At 71.9% G+C, this 19,786-nt stretch carries 18 protein-coding genes; 5 read left to right on the top strand and 13 right to left on the bottom strand.

What is annotated here, in order from left to right; translation table 11 throughout:
* The first annotated feature begins 50 nt into the window (after positions 1-50).
* Positions 51-1,007, top strand: a complete 957-nt coding sequence (locus tag SSP29_RS41010; RefSeq protein WP_089106039.1) for an SDR family NAD(P)-dependent oxidoreductase — start codon at positions 51-53, stop codon at positions 1,005-1,007.
* Positions 1,008-1,303: 296 nt separating this feature from the next.
* Here SSP29_RS41010 and SSP29_RS41005 read toward each other — a convergent pair whose 3' ends face one another.
* Together SSP29_RS41005 and SSP29_RS57310 are read right to left on the bottom strand one after the other, a co-directional pair.
* Positions 1,304-1,786, bottom strand: a complete 483-nt coding sequence (locus SSP29_RS41005) for a GNAT family N-acetyltransferase (protein WP_089106038.1) — start codon at positions 1,784-1,786, stop codon at positions 1,304-1,306.
* A gap of 58 nt (positions 1,787-1,844) precedes the next feature.
* On the bottom strand, positions 1,845-2,018 hold the full coding sequence (locus SSP29_RS57310; RefSeq protein ID WP_107436349.1) for a hypothetical protein: 174 nt from the start codon (positions 2,016-2,018) through the stop codon (positions 1,845-1,847).
* A gap of 485 nt (positions 2,019-2,503) precedes the next feature.
* Between SSP29_RS57310 and SSP29_RS41000 the strand changes: the two genes are divergently transcribed.
* Positions 2,504-2,881: a hypothetical protein gene (locus SSP29_RS41000; RefSeq protein ID WP_089106037.1), complete on the top strand. Its 378-nt coding sequence runs from the start codon at positions 2,504-2,506 to the stop codon at positions 2,879-2,881.
* A gap of 25 nt (positions 2,882-2,906) precedes the next feature.
* Complete coding sequence (locus tag SSP29_RS40995; RefSeq protein WP_089106036.1) at positions 2,907-3,677, top strand: SDR family oxidoreductase; 771 nt, start codon at positions 2,907-2,909, stop codon at positions 3,675-3,677.
* A gap of 191 nt (positions 3,678-3,868) precedes the next feature.
* Here the strand turns inward: SSP29_RS40995 and SSP29_RS40990 are convergent, their stop codons facing one another.
* The 6 genes from SSP29_RS40990 to SSP29_RS40965 all read right to left on the bottom strand — a co-directional run bounded on the left by SSP29_RS40990 (position 3,869) and on the right by SSP29_RS40965 (position 12,769).
* A complete protein-coding gene (locus SSP29_RS40990) occupies positions 3,869-5,371 on the bottom strand; it encodes an SDR family NAD(P)-dependent oxidoreductase (protein WP_089106035.1) in 1,503 nt (500 codons plus the stop codon).
* Between the two features lie 103 nt (positions 5,372-5,474).
* Positions 5,475-6,809: a wax ester/triacylglycerol synthase family O-acyltransferase gene (locus SSP29_RS40985; protein ID WP_089106034.1), complete on the bottom strand. Its 1,335-nt coding sequence runs from the start codon at positions 6,807-6,809 to the stop codon at positions 5,475-5,477.
* Between the two features lie 146 nt (positions 6,810-6,955).
* Positions 6,956-9,277 carry a GH92 family glycosyl hydrolase gene (locus SSP29_RS40980; protein WP_089106033.1) on the bottom strand — a complete coding sequence of 774 codons (2,322 nt, stop codon included), beginning with the start codon at positions 9,275-9,277 and terminating at the stop codon, positions 6,956-6,958.
* A 167-nt stretch (positions 9,278-9,444) separates the two neighbouring features.
* Positions 9,445-10,665, bottom strand: a complete 1,221-nt coding sequence (glgC, locus tag SSP29_RS40975) for a glucose-1-phosphate adenylyltransferase (protein WP_089106032.1) — start codon at positions 10,663-10,665, stop codon at positions 9,445-9,447.
* 104 nt (positions 10,666-10,769) lie between these two features.
* Entirely contained in the window at positions 10,770-11,921 is a 1,152-nt protein-coding gene (gene glgA, locus SSP29_RS40970; RefSeq protein WP_089106137.1) for a glycogen synthase, read from the bottom strand.
* A gap of 38 nt (positions 11,922-11,959) precedes the next feature.
* Positions 11,960-12,769 carry a (2Fe-2S)-binding protein gene (locus tag SSP29_RS40965; protein ID WP_245883499.1) on the bottom strand — a complete coding sequence of 270 codons (810 nt, stop codon included), beginning with the start codon at positions 12,767-12,769 and terminating at the stop codon, positions 11,960-11,962.
* 210 nt (positions 12,770-12,979) lie between these two features.
* On the opposite strand from SSP29_RS40965, the gene SSP29_RS40960 reads away from it, so the two are divergent.
* Positions 12,980-14,206 (top strand): DMT family transporter, encoded by a 1,227-nt coding sequence (locus tag SSP29_RS40960; protein ID WP_089106031.1) that lies wholly within the window; start codon positions 12,980-12,982, stop codon positions 14,204-14,206.
* Here the strand turns inward: SSP29_RS40960 and SSP29_RS40955 are convergent.
* Positions 14,196-15,383 carry a transglycosylase family protein gene (locus SSP29_RS40955; protein WP_089106030.1) on the bottom strand — a complete coding sequence of 396 codons (1,188 nt, stop codon included), beginning with the start codon at positions 15,381-15,383 and terminating at the stop codon, positions 14,196-14,198. The two genes, SSP29_RS40960 and SSP29_RS40955, sit on opposite strands and share 11 nt — an antisense overlap.
* 365 nt (positions 15,384-15,748) lie before the next feature.
* On the opposite strand from SSP29_RS40955, the gene gnd reads away from it, so the two are divergent.
* Positions 15,749-17,188 (top strand): NADP-dependent phosphogluconate dehydrogenase, encoded by a 1,440-nt coding sequence (gnd, locus tag SSP29_RS40950; protein WP_089106029.1) that lies wholly within the window; start codon positions 15,749-15,751, stop codon positions 17,186-17,188.
* 520 nt (positions 17,189-17,708) lie between these two features.
* On the opposite strand, the gene SSP29_RS40945 is transcribed toward gnd, so the two are convergent.
* The 4 genes from SSP29_RS40945 to SSP29_RS40930 form a co-directional block, all read right to left on the bottom strand.
* Complete coding sequence (locus SSP29_RS40945; RefSeq protein ID WP_089106028.1) at positions 17,709-18,368, bottom strand: aspartate/glutamate racemase family protein; 660 nt, start codon at positions 18,366-18,368, stop codon at positions 17,709-17,711.
* A 15-nt stretch (positions 18,369-18,383) separates the two neighbouring features.
* On the bottom strand, positions 18,384-18,728 hold the full coding sequence (locus SSP29_RS40940) for a GNAT family N-acetyltransferase (protein WP_089106027.1): 345 nt from the start codon (positions 18,726-18,728) through the stop codon (positions 18,384-18,386).
* Positions 18,729-18,749: 21 nt separating this feature from the next.
* Positions 18,750-19,169, bottom strand: coding sequence for an aspartate 1-decarboxylase (panD, locus tag SSP29_RS40935; RefSeq protein ID WP_089106026.1), 420 nt, complete (start codon positions 19,167-19,169; stop codon positions 18,750-18,752).
* Positions 19,170-19,271: 102 nt separating this feature from the next.
* On the bottom strand, positions 19,272-19,688 hold the full coding sequence (locus SSP29_RS40930) for a hypothetical protein (RefSeq protein ID WP_089106135.1): 417 nt from the start codon (positions 19,686-19,688) through the stop codon (positions 19,272-19,274).
* Positions 19,689-19,786: the final 98 nt, after the last annotated feature.

The raw sequence follows: 19,786 nt of genomic DNA, 5'->3' as shown, positions 1-19,786 counted from the left end.
CGGGGCGAGCCCCGGCCACAGCCCCCACCCATCCACAGGAGACACCCCTCATGTCCGTACCCCAGACCCCCGGCACCTTCGGTGCCACCACCATCGCCGCCGAGGTCGTCGACGGCGTCGACCTGCACGGCCGCCGGGCCGTGGTGACCGGAGCCAGCTCCGGAATCGGCGTGGAGACGGCCCGCGCGCTCGCCTCGGCCGGCGCCGACGTCACCCTGGCCGTGCGCAACACCGAGGCGGGCGACCACGTGGTCGCTCGTCTGGAGGCCGAACTTCCGCCCGGCTCGGGCAAGTTGACCGTGGGACTGCTGGACCTGGCCGACCGGTCGACGGTCGTGGCCTTCGCGGCCGACTGGCAGGGCCCGCTGCACATCCTGGTCAACAACGCCGGTGTGATGGCCCCGCAGGAGATCACCCGCACCCCCGACGGCCGCGAGCAGCAGTTCGCCGTCAACCACCTGGGCCACTTCGCCCTCACCACCGGCCTCCACCGGGCCCTGGCGGCGGCCGACGGCGCCCGGATCGTCTCGGTCAGCTCCACCGGCCACCTCTTCTCCCCCGTCGTCTTCGACGACCTGGACTACCGGTTCCGCCCCTACGACCCGTGGACCTCCTACGGCCAGTCGAAGACCGCCAACATCCTGTTCGCCGTCGCCGCGGCGGAGCGCTGGGCCGACGACGGCATCACGGCGAACGCCCTGATGCCGGGCAACATCGCGGACACCAACCTGGCCCGGCACATGGACCTGAAGCAGGTCGAGGAGTTCATCGCCTCGGGCGAGCTCGCCCTGCCGCCGCAGAAGACGGTGGAGCAGGGCGCCGCGACCTCGGCGCTGCTGGCCGCCTCGCCGACGGTGGCGGGCGTCAGCGGCCGCTACTTCGAGGACTGCGCGGAGGCGAAGCCCGTCACCGAGCGCGGCACCAACGTCGGCGGCGTCGCCCCGTACGCCCTGGACCGGGACAACGCGGGCCGGCTGTGGCAGGTGTCCGAGGCGCTGATCGGCTAGGGCCTGTCGTTCGGGTCAGGCCGGCCTGGCTCACGGCGCCTTGTCGGCCGACCCGAGCGGGGCGTGGTGCGTGCAGCTGCAAGGCGGAGGAGGCGTAGACGATCAGCCGCTGCCGCGGCGGGCGACGCGGTGGGGGCACCTCCCGGCCGAAGGCCGGGGGACGTCGACAACCGACGACAACGCCGCTGGGGGTCCCCCCACGCCTTTAGGGCAGTGGGGGAGTGCGTGCCACGCCCCGCGACGCCGGCATGCTCCAAACGACAGGCCCCAGGTCCCGGCGCCGACAGCCGGTCGGGTCACAGGGCGCGGTACATGATGTGCAGGCCGACCGGGCCGTGTTTCGGGTGGTCGAAGGCGCGCGGGACCGTGCCGAGGATCGTGAAGCCGAGCGAGGTCCACAGGGCCACGGCGGGGTTGGTCTCGACGACGGCGTTGAAGACCATCGCCCGGTAGCCGTGCGCCCGGGCCTCGGCGAGGACGTGCTCGGCGAGCGCGCGCCCGACGCCCCGGCCGCCCCGGTCGGGGTCGACCATGAAGCCGGCGTTGGCGACGCCTGCGGCGGGCCCGCCGTAGTTGGGGGTCAGGTAGGCGGAGCCGACGACGGCTCCGGTGGGGTCCTCGGCGACGTAGACATGTTTCGCCGGGCTCATCCACAGGGCGCGGGCCGCCTCCTGAGAGGTGTCGGGGTCCCAGCCGTAGGTCTCGGCGGCGGCGACGATCCGGTGCCAGAAGGGCCAGATCTGCGGCCAGTCGGCCGCGGTGGCTTCTCTGATCAGCATGGGCGTGAGTCTCGCACGCCCATGCGCGTCGGCGATCGCGACGGGACTGACCGGCCGGTCAGTCCACGCTCGGCAGGATGTGGGGCTCGGCGAGGTCCTCCTCGTAACCCGCGAGGCGGATCGGGGCGGACCTGGCCCACACGTCGAGGCTGCCGAGCTGTCCGGGCCGCGTGCCCGCGCGCTCCGTGCGTTCCTTGGGGCGCTGCTCGCGATTCGTCTTCTCAGGTGTCACCGCGCACTCCTTATGTGTCGGTCACCCTCGGGGCGTGCCGGACAGTCTGCGTTCCGGTGCTCGGCGCCCGCTCGGGTCTGGATGGAAGTCCGGTTCGGACGCGGTGGCGCCGGTGATTCACAAGAGAGCAGGCCGTTGTCGACCGGCTTGTCCCGGGACGGACCGTGGGTGTGGGTGGGACCCCTAGTTGCTGTCCGTCCTCTATAGATTAACCAAATGAGCAGGGGTCCGCTCGATAGGGAGTGCAAACAAGGTGTAACTATCGCGAGTCGTTGCGCACTTCGAGGACCCGGAAATGCGCCCGTTCGTAACATGATGCCCTGTTTACGATCCACTCGCTCGGCCTATCCATGCGAACAAGTCTTCGATCGCATAGGCCCCCGCTCCCTTCACAGGCTGTGCAGTTCAGGTTGCGTTGGCCGCGTCGAAAACTCGACATGATCCGATGGCGCAGGACAACGGCTGTCTCGCGGAAGGACTGACGCATGGAGCTGCGCAGCGTCGAGGAGCTGATGGATCTGCTGTACGCCTGCCGGCACCAGCGCGCCCTGCGCACCGCGGCCCTGCTGCGCCGCGGCCGCCCTGCCGACAAGGAACTCCAGGTGGCAGGCCTGGTGCACGGCGTCGAGGAGCTGCTCGGCCCCGCCGACGGCGCCGCACACGCGGTACGCCACCTGCTCGGGGAACGTGTCTACCACCTCGTCCGCGGGGACGGCGCCGCCACCGACGACGACGTGCTGCGACTGCGCCAGGCCGACGAGGAGAGCCGTACCGCGGGCTTCGACGCCGGCGTCCTGGAGGACTGGCGGACCGTCCTGGAACTGGTCGCCGCCCGCAACTCCCGCCTGGGGGCTGTCGACTGACGTTCCGTCATGAGACGGTACGGCGATGACGTCATCCTACGGGCCGTCGTACGGGCTCAGGGGCCGGGCGGCCGTGGTCACCGGCGGCACCCGCGGGATCGGGCGCGCGGTCGCCGAGGCGCTCGCGGCGGCCGGGGCGCTGGTGTGCGTGAGCGCGCGGGACGCGGACGAGGTGCGGCGTACGGCCGCGCAGCTGGGCGGGGTCGGCCTGGCCGGCAGCGTCGCCGAGCCGGAGCACGCCCGGGAGCTGACCCGGCTGGCGCTGACCGAGTTCGGACGGCTGGACGTCCTCGTCAACAACGCGGCGACCAACCGCCCGTACGGCCCGCTCATGGACGCCGACCTGGGCCTGTGGCGGGAGGCGTTCACGGTCAACGTGGAGGCACCGCTGCGGCTGACGCAGTGCGCGTGGCGCGGCTGGATGCGGGAGCACGGCGGCTCGGTGATCAACATCTGCACGGAGGGCGCGGCACACGTCGGCCCCCACGTGGGTGCGTACGGCACCAGCAAGGCCGCACTCCTGCACCTGACCCAGCAGCTGGCGGGCGAACTGGCCCCCCGGGTGCGGGTGAACTCGGTCTCACCGGGCCTGGTGCGCACGGAGATGGCCCGCTTCATGTGGGAGCCACGGGAGGACGAGATCGCCGCCGGCCTGCCACTGGGGCGCATCGGGGAACCGGAGGACGTGGCGGGGGCGGTGCTGTGGCTGGCCTCGGACGCCGCGAGGTGGGTGACTGGAGCGGACGTGCTGGTGGACGGCGGTACGAGGGTGAGAGCGGCGCGTATCCCTACGTAGACGCGAGACCGGCAGCATCTCGCGACGCCGCAGGCGCACCCCCCAGGGGCGCGGGACTGTTCCGATCTGCGGCTGCCGCCGCGCGGGCGCGACCAACAGCATCTCGCAACGCCGCAAGCGCAACCCCCTAGGGACGCGGGGAACTGCGCGACCAACCCCCACGCACCCGCACCCGCACGGTCAAGCGAGACTCACCACTTGCCCGGCGTGTAGTCCTTCAAAAAGACCCCGTACACGTCCTCGCCCTGCTCGCCGAGCACGATCGGGTCGTAGACGCGGGCCGCGCCGTCGATCAGGTCGAGGGGGGCGTGGAAGCCCTCCTCGGCCAGCCGCAGCTTGTCGAAGTGCGGCCGCTCGTCGGTGATCCATCCCGTGTCGACGGAGGTCATGAGGATGCCGTCGGTCTGGAACATCTCCGCCGCGCTGGTCCGCGTGACCATGTTCATGGCCGCCTTGGCGGCGTTGGTGTTGGGGTGCCCGGCGCCCTTGTAGCCGCGGCCGAAGACGCCCTCCATCGCCGAGACGTTGACGACGTAGGACCGGCCGCGCGCCGCCCTCTTCGCGGCCACCGCCATGGCCGGCCGGAGCGCGCTGATCAGGATGAACGGCGACGTGTAGTTGCAGAGCTGGGTCTCCAGGAGCTCCACCGGGGAGATCTGGTCGATGGTCTGCACCCAGGTGTTGGTGTCGACGACGTCCGGGACGAGGCCGCCCGCGTCGATGGCGGTGCCGTCGAGGTGCCGGGCCACGCTGGCGTTGCCCGCGACCAGGGCGAGGTCGGCGACCTTCTGGGCGTCGAGGCCGCTGGTGCCGACGGGCAGCGCGGCGATGCCGTCGACGGCTCCGGAGTTGAAGGCGCCGATGACGTGGTGGGCGGGGAGCTCGCCGGCGGGCAGCGCGGCGCTCTCGCCCTCGACCAGGGCCGCGTAGGCGGAGGGCAGCCGGCGGACCGTCTGGGTCGCGTTGTTGATCAGGATGTCGAGCGGGCCGGCCTCGGCGACCTGCTCCGCGAGGGCGACGGCCTGCGCCGGGTCGCGCAGGTCGATGCCGACGACCTCCAGCCGGTGCAGCCAGTCCGCGGAGTCCTCCATCGCCTTGAAGCGGCGGATGGCGTCCTTCGGGAAGCGCGTGGTGATCGTCGTGTGGGCGCCGTCGCGCAGCAGCCGCAGCGCGATGTACATGCCGATCTTGGCGCGGCCGCCGGTGAGCAGGGCGCGCTTGCCGGTCAGGTCGGCGCGGGCGTCGCGCTTGGCGCGGTTCAGCTCGGCGCAGTCCGGACAGAGCTGGTGGTAGAAGTAGTCGACCTCGACATAGCGGGTCTTGCAGGTGTAGCAGGAGCGCGGTCGCTGGAGTATCCCCGCGACCCTGCCCTCCTCGGTCCGGGACGAGGGCAGCAGGCCCTCGGTCTCGTCGTCGATGCGCTCGGCGGAGCCGGTCGCGGTGGCCTCGGTGACCGCCTTGTCGTGAGCGGTCTTGGCGGCCCGGCGCTCCTGGCGGCGGCGCTGCTTGACCGTGCGGTAGACACCGGCCGTGGCCCGGCGCACCGTGATGGCGTCCGGGTGGTCGACCTCCAGCTCGTCCAGCTCCGCGAGCACGCTGAGGCAGACGGCGAGCCGCTCGGGGTCGATGCCGGGGCCGTGGACGACGGTCTCCACCGCGTCCTCGGCCGTCGTGCCGTCCTGTGTCACCGTCATCGCGCTGCCGCTTCCCTGGTCCACCAGCGGCGCTCCGACTCGCGCCCGCTTTCGAACCGGGAATTTTACGGAGCGCCGGGCAATACCTCCAAACCCGACCGGATCATGGATCGCAGACCGCGATCAGCGAGTCCACCTCGTCGGTGACCGCGCGGGCCAGCACGTCGAGGTCGGGGACGGCGCTGGCGTCGGCGACCAGGCCGTAGTGGACGTGGTTGCGGTAGGTGGAGATGGCGACCGCCAGGGACTGGCCGGGCGCGAGCGGGGCCAGCGGGTAGACGGCGGTGAGCGGGTGTCCGCCGAGGCGCAGGCCGATGCCGGGCAGCGGCACGCTGGTGACCAGGATGTCGAACCAGAGCCGGGCGGCCTGGCCGACGAGCGGCCCGCCGAGCCGGTGCCCGAGCGCGGGCACGTGGTCGGCGAGCAGGGCGACGGCACCGGCGCCCCGGTTGGGTCCGGCGTCCTTGTTGCGGACCATCGCCTGGCGGACGCGGTCGAGGCGGGCGATCGGGTCGGGGTTGTCGACCGGGAGCCGTATCAGGTAACCGGAGAGCCGGTTGCCCTGTGGGGCCGCGGTGCGCGGGCGGCGCTTGGAGACGGGGATCAGGGCGCGCGGGGCGACGCCCTCGGTGCCGTCGCCGCGCTCGTCCAGCCAGCGGCGCAGGGCGCCGGCGACGACGGCGATCAGCACGTCGTTGACGGTGCCGCCGACGGCCTTGCGGACCCGGTGCACGTCGTCGATGTCGAGGTCGACCCCGGCGATGCTCCGGGTGCCGGTGGGCTCGGACGTCAGTGCGGCCGAGGAGCTCACCCCGAGGGCGGACAGGGCGACGGAGGCGCCGATGTCGAGGGCGCGGCCCACGTCCGAGAGGGCGCCGCGCACCAGCTCGGGCAGCCTGCGCACGTCGGGCAGCGCCAGCATCGGGCGCGGCGGTTCGATCGAGCGGGGGGCGCGCACGGGCAGGTCGAGCGGGTCCATGACACCGGCCGCCAGCTTGAGGGCGCGCAGCCCGTCGGCGAGGGCGTGGTGGAACTTGAACAGCACCGCGAAGGACACCCCGTCCTCGCCGGGCAGCACATGCGCCTCCCACGGCGGCCGATCGCGCTCCAGCGGACGCTCCATCAGCCGGCCCGCCACGGCCTGGAAGTCCGAGGTCGGGGCGTGCAGCCGGACGTGGTTGAGGGGGTCGAAGTCCGGGTCGGCCTCGCGGGCGGCGCCGCCGAACGCGAGCGGCTGCCAGACGTCGCGGATGCGCATGCGCAGTCCGGGCACGGCGGCGGCCCGGGCCGCGAGCAGGTCGGCCGCGTGCGCGCCGGCGGTCGGCGAGTGCGCCGAGAACACGCCGAGCGCACCGAGGTGCATCGGGTGCTGTTCGGACTCGATGTTCCAGAACGCCAGGTCGAGAGGAGCGAGCAGGTCAGCAGTCTCAGTCTTCAAAAGGGGTGCCTCGCGTCGACGGAGGGTGGATCAGCAGTCAAACGCCGACTCATGATTACGGTCAAGTACGATCACGCTACGCTCAGTTAACAGCAGATTAAGTCCCGCCTCCTCCGAAAGAGGCGGGACTCGTGCGACACCTGAGGTCACTTCAGGGCCGGTGGCCCCGCCTCGGGTGACGTACCCCACTCTGACGGGCGCGGGCCGACCGTGAACGCCAGCGACCGCAGGGAGCGCAGCGCACCGGTCGTCAGATAGGTACGGCCGTACTCCGATCCGTCGGTCCGGGCCGACTGTACGTAGCGGTCGGCGGCCGAGGTGCCCGGCGCGGTCACCGTGAACCCGCCGCTCGGCCAGAAACGGCGGTCGAGGCGGACGTCGGCCCGGTCGAAGACGGGCGTGGACAGGCCCCAGGTGCCGTAGCCGGGCTGCACCGGGAAGAGGCCGAGGGACGACAGGACGTTCCAGGCCGACATGGTGCCGAGGTCGTCGTTGCCGGTCATCCCGGTCGGTCCGTCGGTGAAGAGGGTGAGCGCCGCGTGCACCACGTCGGTGGTCTTCCAGGGCCGGCCGGTGGCGAGGTAGGTGTACGGGGCGGTCAGGTCGGGCTCGTTCATGGGGTTGTAGACGGCCGCGTTGTAGTAGGCGTACGCGTTGCCGTGCACCCACACCTCGCGCGCGGTCTTCGCGGGGTCGGCGAGCAGCCTGTCGTAGGCGAAGAAGGAGTCGAGCCGCGCGTTGGCGGCGCGCTCGCCGCCGATCAGGGAGATCACGCCGGGCAGGTCCTGCGGGACGAGCCACTGGTACTGCCAGGCGGTGCCCTCGTGGAAGCCGATGCCGCGGGCCGGGTCGGGGTTGCCGGTGAAGGCGCCGGAGGCGTCGCGGGCACGGAAGAAGCCGGTGGAGGGGTCGAAGACGTTGCGGTAGTTCTGCGCCCGGGTGGCGTAGCGGGCCGCGTCCGCGCCGTGGCCGAGGTCCCGGGCCATCTGCCCGAGCATCGCGTCCGACAGTGCGTACTCCAGGGTGACGGAGGCGCCGTGGTCGTAGTCGGAGTCGCCCACCTTGGTGTGCGGGCGGCCCTTGAGGTACGGCGCGAAGCCGTCGGCGAGGTACTCGGCGTTGGCCTCGCGGCCGACCCCGGCGTTGGCGGCCGGCGGCACCCCGTCGGCGTTCTTCTTCAACGCCCGGTAGGCCCGCTCCTCGTACCCCTTGAGCAGGCCCATCTGGTAGGCGGTGGTCAGGAACGGGGTGACCGGGTCGCCGGTCATGATGTTCGTCTCGACCGTGCCGTAGCCCCACTTGGGCAGCCAGCCGCCCTCCTCGTCGATCCTCAGCACCGACAGGGCCATGTCCCGGGCCTCGCGCGGGGCGAGCAGGGCGAGCGCCTGGGCCTGGGTGCGGTAGGTGTCCCAGAGGGACCAGTTCTGGTAGTAGGTGAACCCCTGGGCTCGGTGGATCCGGCGGTCCCAGCCGGCGTAGCGGCCGTCGGCGTCACCGCCGACGTTGGGCGCGAGGAAGGTGCGGTACAGGGACGAGTAGAAGGTACGGCGCAAGGTCGGGGAGCCGCCCTGGACGCGGACGTCGGCCAGCCTCCGCTCCCAGGCGTCCCGGGCCTGCCGCCGTACCGTGTCGAACGAACGTCCGCCCTCGGCGCGCAGATTGACCTCGGCGCCCTGCGCGTCGACGTACGACAGGGCGGTGGTCGCCTCGACCGTACGGTCCCGGGCGGTGTCGAAGCGGACGTAGGCGCCGTCGGCTCCGGTACGGGAGCCGGGGGTGACCGTGGTGCCGTTCCAGGTGCCGTACGCGGTGAAGGGGCGGCTGAAGCGGGTGACCGTGTAGACGGTGTAGGGGGCGGTGTCGCGGCAGAAGCCGTGGCCGGTGATCCGGGTGCGCACGGTGTGGTCGTCCAGGATCTCGACGTCGCTGCTGACCGGCTTGTGCAGCGCCTGGCGGGCGTTGAGCAGGACGTTCGCCCGGTCGGTGGCCGGGAAGGTGTAGCGCTGGACGCCGGTGCGGGCGGTCGCGGTGAGCTCGGCCGTCACGCCCGAGTCGAGGCCGACGCGGTAGTAACCGGGGCTCGCCTCCTCGTCGGCGTGCCGGAACCCGGCGGCGTACTCGGCGTAGTCCGTCCGCGTGACGTCCCCGGTGGTGGGCAGCACGGGCAGGTCGCCGCCGATGGCGCAGCCGACGCCGGAGAGGTGGACCAGGGAGAAGCCGCGGATCCGGTGCTGGGAGTAGTCGTACCCGGTGCTGTGCCCGGTGTCCGGGGAGAGCTGCACCATGCCGAAGGGCACGGCCGCGCCGGGGAACGTGTTGCCCTCGTCCTGGCTGCCGATGAAGGGGTTCACCAGGTCGGCGAGGTGGCCGTCGGCCGGTTCGGCGGCCCCTGCGGCGGGTGCGGTGAGCAGCGCGGACGCTGTCAGCACCCCGGCGAGGCACAGCCGTGTGCGCCGGGTCCCTCTCATGTCGGATGACCTCCGAAGCTCGACATTGCTGTCTGCATCGTGAGGGGAGCGGCCCGCAAAGTCCGGCAAATGAGGGTTTTTCACTCGCAGCGCGTCGCGCCCGAGTTGGCACGCACACGACTTGGGCCCGGCGCGGAAACGGCGCCGGGCCCATGGCGAGCGGGGGGCTAGGAGACCAGCTGTCCCTTCCCGAGGGCGATGATTCCGCCCTTGGACACGGTGTAAAGCTCCGCGTCACGGTCGGGGTTGACGCCTATCGTCGCGCCGGGCGGGACCTCGACGTTCTTGTCCAGGACCGCGCCGCGCACCACCGCGCCCCGGCCCACGATGACGTTGTCGTGCAGCACCGACCCCTGGACCACCGCGCCCGGGTCGACCCGCACGCCCGGGGACAGCACGGACCGGGTGACCTGGCCCCGGATCAGGCAGCCGGCGCTGATGATGGACTCGCTCGCCATGCCGCCCGCGTTGAAGCGGGCCGGGGAGAGCTGGTACGAGTGCGTGTAGATGGGCCAACTGCGGTTGAAGAGGTTGAAGGCGGGCCGCTCGGCGATCAGGTCCATGTGGGCGTCGTAGTACGCGTCGAGGGTGCCGACGTCCCGCCAGTAGCCGCGGTCGCGGGTGGTCTCGCCGGGGACGTGGTTGGTGCCGAAGTCGTAGAGCTGGGCCTCGCCGCGGGCGGTGAGCTGGGGCAGTATCGAGCCGCCCATGTCGTGCACCGAGTCGTCGTCCTCGGCGTCCCGCTGCAGGGACTCGACCAGGGCTTTGGTGGTGAAGATGTAGTTGCCCATGGAGGCGAAGACGGTGTCCGGGGCGTCCGGCAGCCCCGGCGGGTCGGCCGGCTTCTCCAGGAAGGTCTCTATCGTCTGCCCGTCCGAGCCCGGGGTGATCACGCCGAACGCCGAGGACTCGACGCGCGGGATGCGGATGCCCGCGACCGTGACTCCGGCGCCACCCTCGATGTGCTGCTGGAGCATCTGCCGCGGGTCCATGCGGTAGACGTGGTCGGCGCCGAACACCGCGACGTAGTCGGGCTGTTCGTCGTGGACGAGGTTGAGCGACTGCAGCAGGGCGTCGGCGCTGCCCAGGTACCAGCGCGGGCCGAGCCGCTGCTGCGCCGGGACCGGGGTGACGTAGTTGCCGAGCAGGCTGGACATCCGCCAGGTGGTGGTGATGTGCCGGTCCAGCGAGTGCGACTTGTACTGCGTCAGCACGCAGATGCGCAGCACGTCCGCGTTGACGAGATTGGACAGCACGAAGTCGACCAGGCGGTAGGTGCCGCCGAAGGTGACAGCTGGTTTGGCCCGGTCCGCGGTCAGCGGCATCAGGCGTTTGCCCTCCCCGCCGGCCAGCACGATCCCGAGTACCGAAGGTCCACCACGACGCATGGCCGCTCCCCTCACCCTGGTGCTCCATGCTTGCCCTGGGAGCACATCCGCTAAGCCTGCACCGGGATCACGTCGAACAGGCGGCCTGTTCGTTACGCCTGTCGTTACGCCTGCTTGAGGATCTCCTCGTAGAGCCGGACCGTGCGCCGGGCCACCGCGTCCCAGCCGAACTCCCCCACGGCCCGCTGCCGTCCGGCCTCGCCCATCCGCCGGGCCGTCTCCGGGTCGCCGACGACGGCGTCCAGCGCCCGCGCCAGACCCCCCTCGAAGTCGTCGTCCAGGTCGACCAGCAGGCCCGTCTTGCCGTCCTCGACGACCTCGGGGATACCGCCGACCCGGGACGCGACCACGGGCGTGCCACAGGCCATCGCCTCCAGGTTGACGATGCCGAGCGGTTCGTAGACCGAGGGGCAGGCGAACACGGCCGCGTGGGTGAGGAGTTGGATGACGTCGGCGCGCGGCAGCATCTGCGGGATCCAGTGCACGCCCTCGCGGACCCGGCTCAGCTCCGCGAACAGCTCGCGGAACTCCCGGTCGATCTCGGGAGTGTCGGGTGCCCCCGCACAGAGCACGACCTGCGCCGCCGGGACGATGTCCCGTACCGCGCGCAGCAGGTGGGGCACGCCCTTCTGCCGGGTGATACGTCCGACGAACAGCACGTACGGGCGGCCGGGGTCGATGCCGATCCGGGCCAGGACGTCGGTGGAGCGGTCCGGGCGGTAGAGGGCGGTGTCGATCCCGTTGTGCACGACGTGGACCTTCGCCGGGTCCAGGACGGGGTAGCAGCCGAGGATGTCCTCGCGCATCGCCCCGGACACCGCGATCACGGCGTCGGCGGCCTCGATCGCGCTGCGCTCGGCCCAGCTCGACAGCGCGTAGCCGCCGCCCAGTTGCTCGGCCTTCCAGGGCCGCAGCGGCTCCAGCGAGTGGGCGGTCACCACGTGCGGGACGCCGTAGAGCATCTTGGCGACGTGGCCGGCGAGGTTGGCGTACCAGGTGTGGGAGTGGACGAGTTCGCGGCCTTCGAGGCCTGCGGCCATCGCCAGGTCGACGGAGAAGGTGCGCAGCGCGTCGTTGGCGGTGTCCAGCGCGGACCAGGGGCGGTGCCGGACGACGCCGACCCCGCGGCCCTCGCCCCAGCAGTGCACCTCAAGGTCGACCAGGGGCCGCAACTCACGGGCGAGGAACTCCACATGAACACCCGCGCCGCCGTAGACGTCCGGGGGGTACTCCCGGGTCAGCAGTCCGACTCGCACCCGCAACCCCTCGCTCTCCACGGCCGGTTGTTCCATGGTCACCCAGATGCGGCGCGCGGGGAAGAGCGCGGTGGTTGTGTGAAACAACAGTCACCGCAGACCCCGCCGCCCGGTACCCGGTAGTAGAGACAGCAGCTGCGGCGCCGGAAGGCCAGGCCGGAGCGGGTGCCGGTGACGGTCAGCAGGGGGTGCGCGAAGAGGGCGTCGGCGAGGGCGCGGGTCCGGGCGGCCGCATCCGTACGGTTGTTCGCGCGCGCCCAGCGGTCCAGTTCCCGTACGGCACCGGCCAGCGCGGATCCGGCGTTGCCCCACAGCAGGCCGGCGGCGAGACCGTAGCGGGCCCGCAGGGCCTCCCCGAGGGGTTCGAGATGGCCGTGTACGACGGTCTGCACCACGGCGTCGGCGAGCGTGGCCGGGTCGGCGCCGCCGGGCCTGGCGCGTACCTCGGTGAGCCAGAGGTCGTCGGGCGCGGTGGCACCGGCGTCCCAGCGGAGCAGGCCCGGGTCGAGGTCGGGGAGGCGGCCGTAGCGGACGGCGCAGCCGAGGGCGACGGACCAGAGCCGGGCGGCCAGCGCCTGGTGGGCGATGGAGGCGGCGACCCGGGGCTCGGCGATGCCCAGACGCCCCGAAACCACATCAACACGGAAAGTCAGGGCGTTTTCGTAAACATCCGATGTGAGTTTTTCATAGGCCTTTGCAAGAGTCGCCGGCTCGTCGGCCCTCGCCGTGTCGGGGTCTCCGACCGCCGATCGGACCGTCCGCAGGACGAAGAAGCCGCCGAGCTCCCGAAGCGCGGCGAGATCGGGGTCCAGGTTCACGAACAGGTCCACGAACAGCAGTAGTACCAGGGTTCCCGGGATCCCCGCGCACGCCGTCTCCACCCGGCGGCCCCCACCCTGGGGATGATCGGGATCCCCTCGTACTCCATCGGTAGTAGGACCCATTGGGTGCTCAGGTACGACGACGGGAAGCACCCGGACCGGCAGAGTGTTGCTCATGGAAGCCGACCGATCACCGCGTGGGGCCACACGGTCCCGCCTGACGCAGAGGAGCCGAGTATGAGTGCCCTCGCGTTGTCCGTGCTGCTTTCCTTCGTCTCCGCCGTCGCCTACGCCGGCGGAGCGATCGTGCAGGAACAGGTGGCGGTCTCCTCCCCCGACGAGCAGTACGCGCCGCTGCGCCGCCCGAGCTGGTGGGGAGCGATGGCGCTCAACGGCCTCGGCGGGCTGCTGCACGTGGTGGCACTGGCCTACGGCCCGCTGAGCCTGGTCCAGCCGCTGGGCGCGCTCACCATCGTGTTCGCACTGCCCATGGCGGCCCTCTTCGTCGGCCGCAGGGCCGGGACGACGGCCTGGCGGGGCGCGATCATGGCCACCGTCGGTCTGGCCGGTCTGCTCTCCCTGGTCGGCTCCTCCGACTCGCACACCCTGGCCTCCACCGGGCGGATCGGAGTCGCGGTGGTCACCGGCGGGGCGGTCGTCGCCCTGATGATCGCGGGCCGGGCCGCGCACCGGCACCCGGCGGTGCGCAGCGTGCTGCTCGCCACCGCGTCCGGCATAGCCTTCGGCATGTCCTCGGTGTTCACCAAGGTCGTGGCGATCGACTGGGACGGCGGGATCGCCGCGGCCGACGTGCTCTGGCTGTCCGTGATCGGTGCCTACGCCGTCGCGGGCGTCCTGATCTCCCAGGCCGCCTACCGCGGCGGCGGTCTCGCCGCGCCGCTGGCCACGCTGACCGTGGTCAACCCGGTGCTGGCCGCCGCGGTCGGCATCACGATGTTCGGCGAGACGTTCCGCTACGGCGCGACGGGCACCCTGCTGGCGCTCGGCTGCGGTGTGGTGGCGGCGGGCGGCCTGATCCTGCTGACGACCGAGCGCATCGAGCGCACCCCGCACCCGGACCGGCCGGTGCCGGTGCCGGAGCCCGCGGTGGCCGAGGTGTCGCCCGAGCCGCTGGTCGAGGCACTGGTCGAGCTGGCCGAGGCGGGCCTGGCGCAGTCCGGTGCGGCCGAGGGCGGTGTGGCGCGCGGCGGCGCGGCGCAGCCGGAGACGGCGGGGGCCGGGGTGGCGGACATCGGGGCAGCGGAGGTTCGTTCGGCGGGAGTCCGGGCGGCGGGCGACGGCGAGGCGCGTCCCGCGCCGGGCTCACTGATCGGGATGCCCCAGCAGCGGTCGGGGTCCGCGGCGCCGGACGTGCTCCCGGACGTGCCCGACGTGCTGCTGCCCGCCACCGACTACGTGCACGGTCCGCTCCTGGACCGGCGCCGTTCGCGGGTCAGATCCTGACGCCGCCGGCCCGGAGATAGGCGACCGGGTCGATGTCCGTGCCGAATCCGGGCCCCGTCCGCACCTCGAAGTGCAGATGCGGGCCCGTGGCGTTTCCGGTGGAGCCCGAGCGGCCGATCCGCTGGCCGGTGGACACGCTCTGCCCGGCCCGCACGGAGATCGCCGACAGATGGGCGTACTGCGTGTACCGGCCGTCGGCGTGCCGTATCACCACCTGGTAGCCGTACGAGCCGCCCCAGCCCGCCGTGACGACCTGCCCGGCCTCGACCGCCTTGACGGAGGTGCCGGTGGGCGCGAGGAAGTCGACGCCGGTGTGGTAGCCCTTCGACCAGTGCGAGCCGGACGCGTGGTAGGGAGTGCCTATCGGGGCGTCGACGGGGGCGACGAGGGAGTGACCGGTGCGGGTGGCGGCCTTCGTCGTCTCGGCCTTGCTCTTGGTCTCGGCCTTGCTCTTGGTCTTGGCCTTGGCCTTCGTGTGAGGCTCGGTCCTGGCGGCCTGGCCCGTGAGGCTCAGCCGCTGTCCCGGCAGGATCAGATCGGGGTCGGAGCCGACCGTCGTACGGTTGGCCGCGTACAGCCGTTGCCAGCCCCCGGCCACCTCGTGGTCCTCGGCGATCCCGGAGAGCGTGTCGCCGCGCACCACGGTGTACATCTCGGCCTGGCCGGCCCGGGACTGCGGCGTGGTCTGCGGCTGTACGTCCCGTACGGAACTCTTCGCAGAGCCCTTCGTGGAGTTCTTCGCGGAGTTCGTCGCGGGGCGGGTGGCGGCGCTCTCGGTGTGCACGTCGGGGGTGTCGCCGCCGCGGGTGAGTCCGGCCCGTACCGAACAGACCGGCCAGGCGCCCGGTCCCTGGCCGTCGAGGACCTTCTCGGCGATGGCTATCTGCTGGTCCTTGGTGGCGAGGTCGGCGCGCGGCGCGTATCTCGTGCCTCCGTAGGCCTCCCAGGTGGACTGGGTGAACTGGAGCCCGCCGTAGAAGCCGTTGCCGGTGTTGATGCCCCAGTCGCCGCTGGACTCGCAGGCGGCGACCTTGTCCCAGGTGGACACGGAGGCCGCGTCGGCGCTTGCGGCGGCCGCGAGCGGGAGCGCGAGGCCGGCGCCGCCCGCCGTGACGGTGAGCGAGGCGCGGTTGATCCTGTTCGGCTGGTACCGGCGGTGCCGACCGCGTTCGGCCATGTCTGAAGCCCCCCTCGCCACACGCGTCAGGAAGGCCAAAAGTAAGCGGCCCGAACAGGCCATGACAAGACGGCAATCAGCCGCCTCTTGCCCCTCGCGGCCCGGCCGTCCCGCCCCGGAGGAGTTCCGAAGGGATGCGGAACGGACGCATGTTGACGTGCCGTCAGTCCCACGGGTCCCACGCCACCCGTGGGAAGCGTTTCACGAGGTTACTGAGCCGTCCGGCCCGTGTCGTCCGTATGTGCAAGTGCGGCCGGTCGAACGGCGGGTCAGGATGGCCTTTGGGCAATACTGGCGGGCATGAGCGGCGGCAGCATCCCTTGCACGTTTTACGGGATCGACTTGATTCTTGAGGAGCAGGCGGTATGAGCACTTCGGCGCAGATCGGCGTCACGGGTCTCGCGGTCATGGGCCGCAACCTCGCCCGGAACTTCGCACGCAACGGCTACACGGTGGCGTTGCACAACCGCACGGTGTCGAAGACACACGAGCTGGTGGAGAACTTCGGGGACGAGGGCGACTTCATCGCGGCCGAGACCGCCAAGGAGTTCGTCGAGGCGCTGGAGCGGCCGCGCCGGCTGGTCATCATGGTCAAGGCGGGCGGTCCGACGGACGCGGTGATCGAGGAGTTCGCACCGCTCCTGGAGCCCGGCGACATGATCATCGACGGCGGCAACGCGCACTTCGCGGACACCCGGCGCCGTGAGAAGGCACTGCGCGAGCAGGGCATCCACTTCGTGGGCATGGGCGTGTCCGGCGGCGAGGAGGGCGCGCTGCACGGGCCGAGCATCATGCCGGGCGGCCCTAAGGAGTCGTACGACTCGCTGGGCCCGATGCTGGAGAAGATCTCGGCGAAGGCGGCGGACGGCGCGCCCTGCGTGACGCATGTCGGGCCCGACGGGGCCGGGCACTTCGTGAAGATGGTGCACAACGGCATCGAGTACGCCGACATGCAGCTCATCGGTGAGGCGTACCAGCTGCTGCGGGACGTCGCCGGGTACTCCCCCGCGCAGATCGCGGACATCTTCCGTACGTGGAACACGGGCCGGCTGGACTCGTACCTGATCGAGATCACGGCGGAGGTGCTGGCGCACGTGGACGCCGCGACCGGGAAGCCGTTCGTGGACGTGGTCGTGGACCAGGCCGAGCAGAAGGGCACCGGCCGCTGGACGGTCCAGATCGCGCTCGACCTGGGTGTGCCGGTGTCGGGCATCGCCGAAGCGGTGTTCGCGCGGTCGCTGTCCGGTCACGCCGACCTGCGGGCCGCCTCGCGCGGGCTCGCCGGTCCGAAGCCGACGGCGCTGTCCGAGGCGGAGGCGGCGGCGTTCGCGGACCGGGTGGAGCAGGCGCTGTACGCGTCGAAGATCGTGTCGTACACGCAGGGCTTCCACGAGATCCAGGCGGGCAGCGACGAGTACGACTGGGACATCGACCTCGGGGCGGTGTCCTCGATCTGGCGGGGCGGCTGCATCATCCGGGCAGCGTTCCTGGACCGGATCCGCGCGGCGTACGACGCGCGGGCGGACCTGCCGAGCCTGCTGTCGGACGAGACGTTCGCGCGGGAGATCGCGGAGGCGCAGGACGACTGGCGTGAGGTGATCATCGCGGCGACGCGGGAGGGGGTCGCCGTGCCCGGCTTCTCGGCGGCGCTGGCGTACTACGACGCGCTGCGGGCCGAGCGGTTGCCTGCGGCGCTCACGCAGGGGCAGCGGGACTTCTTCGGGGCGCACACGTACCGGAGGGTGGACCGGGAGGGGGCGTTCCACACGCTGTGGGGCGGGGACCGCTCGGAGGTCACGGCGTAGTAGGGCCGGCCGTTGAGGGTGCGGGTGGGCTGCGGATTTCGCGCAGTTCCCCGCGCCCCTGGGATTGGCTGAGGTCGTGGGTCAGGTGCGGGCTCGTTGTGGATTTTTGCGCAGTTCCCCGCGCCCCTGGAGTCGGCTGAGCTTGTGGGTCGGGTGCGGGCTCGTTGTGGTTTTTTGCGCAGTTCCCCGCGCCCCTGGGATTGGCTGAGGTCGTGGGTCAGGTGTGGGTGCGTTGTGGATTTTTGCGCAGTTCCCCGCGCCCCTGGAGTCGGCTGGGCTCGTGGGTCAGGTTAGGGGTGGGCCTGGTTCTGGGGTGGGGGTGGGGTCTGGGATTGGGGTGGGGGGTGGTGGGGGTGGAGGTGGGGGGGTTGGTGCGGGGGCTGGGGATGGTTCGGGGGTGGGGACCGGGCTGGGGTAGGGGTCCGGAGGGTGGGGGGACGGTGCGGGGTCGGGGATCGGGTTTGTCATGGTGTCCTCCGGCCAGTGGCTCGATGTCGCCTCTGGGCGTCTACTGCCCCATTTACCCGACCGACGCTCGCACTATCCCCCGGTCGACCGCTGCCGCACCCGCCGCCAGGCCCGGGCGCGGGCTGGACAGGATCGGGACCGTCGTGGTCGTGAGGTTCGCGGCCGAGGTCATGGAGGCCTGGGCCAGGACGATCACGTCGGCGTCGGTCACGGCGTCCGCCGCGGCCGCCACCAAGTGGGCGCATCCTTCGATGTCACCGGCCTCGAAGCGGGTCCAGGCGTCCGGTACGACCTCGGCGCGGGCGTGGATCGGGCGGCCCGCGCGGCGGGCCTCGTCGTCCAGCAGGGCCAGGGTGGGCGGCAGGGTGCTCTCGACCGTCGCCAGTACGGCGATGCGGGGGCCCGCCGCCACTGCCGCGGCCGCCATCGGGCGGTCACCGCGGATGACCGGTACGCCGGCCTCCTCTGCGGCCCGCTCCGCCACCTCGCCGATCGTCGAGCAGGTGCACAGCACGGCCTGTACACCGTGTGCCGCTGCCTGCCGGAGGGCTGCGGTGACGTCCTCGGCCACCGCTTCGGGGCCCTCCCGGCGGGCCCGGGACAGAAGGTCCGGGGCCACGGAGTGGCGTAGCTCCAGGCCCGGGTGGTGCTCGTCGCGCAGGGCGTCGAAGACGGGGACGTGGAGGGGCGAGGTGTGCAGGAGGGCGAGCATGTGCGGCTCCGCCGTTCAGAAGCGGCCGGGGTGGGCGACCAGCCACTCCTTGGCCGCGCGCAGCAGCTCGGGGTCCGGTGTCGGTGCCACGTCGGGGTGGCGCTCGGCCCACCTGACGACGTACGGGCAGAGCGGGGCCACCGGGGTCTCCTCGCGCTCGGAGATCGCGTACAGCTCGCGGGCGAGAGAGCCCGCGATGCCCTTCCCCTCGTGCTGGGGTTCCACGATGGTGTGGACGGGCACGAGGGCCCGGGAGGGCGACTCCAGCACGAAGTACTCGATGTGGCCGACGACTTCGTCGCCGGTGACCGCTTCCAGACGGCCCGCCGCCCGGTCGTCGCGGATCTCGATGTCGCTCATGTCGCCCTCCTGGTCCGTCGGTCAGGCCGAGACGGCCTGCGGGCTGCGCTCCTGGTCCGAGCCCGGTACCGGCTCGGACGGGTCGGCGCCGAGGGCCACGACCCGGTTGTCGTGGTCGACGTGCACGACCCGCGGCCGAAGCGTACGCGCCTCGGCGTCGGTGACCTGAGCGTAGCTGATGATGATCACCAGGTCGCCGGGATGGACGAGATGGGCCGCCGCCCCGTTGATCCCGACGGCCCCGGAGCCCCGCTCGCCCTCGATGACATACGTCTCCAGCCGGGCGCCGTTGGTGATGTCGACGATGTGGACCAGCTCGCCCGGGAGCAGGTCGGCGGCGTCGAGGAGGTCGGCGTCGATGGTCACCGATCCCACGTAGTGCAGGTCGGCCTGGGTGACGGTGGCCCGATGGATCTTGGACTTGAATACTGTACGAAACACGAAGAAACTCCCGATTCGTCTGCTCCCTGCCCGCGTTTGCAGGTCAAGGGCGGTGTCCGGAGAGTACATCGCGTCACAGCTTTGATCAGCCGCGGTCAGGTGTCACATTCCGGGGCGCCCGGCAGCCGTCCAGGCGGCGTACGCCCGGCGGACGTAGAGGCGCCGGCTGTGGGCGAGCGTGATCGCGTCGGGGTGGTGCGGGCCGGTCACCAGGTCGGGATGACGACGGTCGTGCAGGACGAGCTGCTCGGCGGTTTCTGCGGCAGCCGCGACCGGGCCGGAGCCGGGGTCGTCGAGGGCCATCCGGTCCATGAGGGCGGCCCGCCGCAGCAGCCAGGCGCGTTCGGCGGCCCTTCCCCTGACCAGGGGGCCGGTGACGGGCCCGGCCTGGCGGCCGTCGCGTTCGGCCCCGAGAGCGAGCACCTGGTGCATCTCGCGGCGCAGTTCCGGAGCATTCGCGTACGCCTCGTGCGGGGGCGGGGCGCCGATCGCCTCGCCGTCGTTCGGGGTGACGTCCACGCTCACACCTCCGCCGGTCCGCAGGGGCCGGCGCCACAGCGTCGACACGGCGTGGCGTCCTGACCACGGTCGCCGGGGTCGCCGGGGTCGCCGTGATC

Source organism: Streptomyces hyaluromycini (assembly GCF_002217755.1).
In the GTDB taxonomy this organism is placed as follows: domain Bacteria; phylum Actinomycetota; class Actinomycetes; order Streptomycetales; family Streptomycetaceae; genus Streptomyces; species Streptomyces hyaluromycini.
This window is presented reverse-complemented; position numbering and strand designations above follow the sequence as displayed.

Excerpts from the sequence above, each read along its gene's own strand:
- SSP29_RS41010 (WP_089106039.1), top strand. The coding sequence starts at position 51 with ATGTCCGTACCCCAGACCCCCGGCACCTTCGGTGCCACCACCATCGCC.
- SSP29_RS41005 (WP_089106038.1), bottom strand. The coding sequence starts at position 1,786 with ATGCTGATCAGAGAAGCCACCGCGGCCGACTGGCCGCAGATCTGGCCC.
- SSP29_RS41000 (WP_089106037.1), top strand. The coding sequence starts at position 2,504 with ATGGAGCTGCGCAGCGTCGAGGAGCTGATGGATCTGCTGTACGCCTGC.
- SSP29_RS40995 (WP_089106036.1), top strand. The coding sequence starts at position 2,907 with ATGACGTCATCCTACGGGCCGTCGTACGGGCTCAGGGGCCGGGCGGCC.
- SSP29_RS40990 (WP_089106035.1), bottom strand. The coding sequence starts at position 5,371 with ATGACGGTGACACAGGACGGCACGACGGCCGAGGACGCGGTGGAGACC.
- SSP29_RS40980 (WP_089106033.1), bottom strand. The coding sequence starts at position 9,277 with ATGAGAGGGACCCGGCGCACACGGCTGTGCCTCGCCGGGGTGCTGACA.
- glgC (WP_089106032.1), bottom strand. The coding sequence starts at position 10,665 with ATGCGTCGTGGTGGACCTTCGGTACTCGGGATCGTGCTGGCCGGCGGG.
- SSP29_RS40960 (WP_089106031.1), top strand. The coding sequence starts at position 12,980 with ATGAGTGCCCTCGCGTTGTCCGTGCTGCTTTCCTTCGTCTCCGCCGTC.
- SSP29_RS40955 (WP_089106030.1), bottom strand. The coding sequence starts at position 15,383 with ATGGCCGAACGCGGTCGGCACCGCCGGTACCAGCCGAACAGGATCAAC.
- gnd (WP_089106029.1), top strand. The coding sequence starts at position 15,749 with ATGAGCACTTCGGCGCAGATCGGCGTCACGGGTCTCGCGGTCATGGGC.
- SSP29_RS40945 (WP_089106028.1), bottom strand. The coding sequence starts at position 18,368 with ATGCTCGCCCTCCTGCACACCTCGCCCCTCCACGTCCCCGTCTTCGAC.
- SSP29_RS40940 (WP_089106027.1), bottom strand. The coding sequence starts at position 18,728 with ATGAGCGACATCGAGATCCGCGACGACCGGGCGGCGGGCCGTCTGGAA.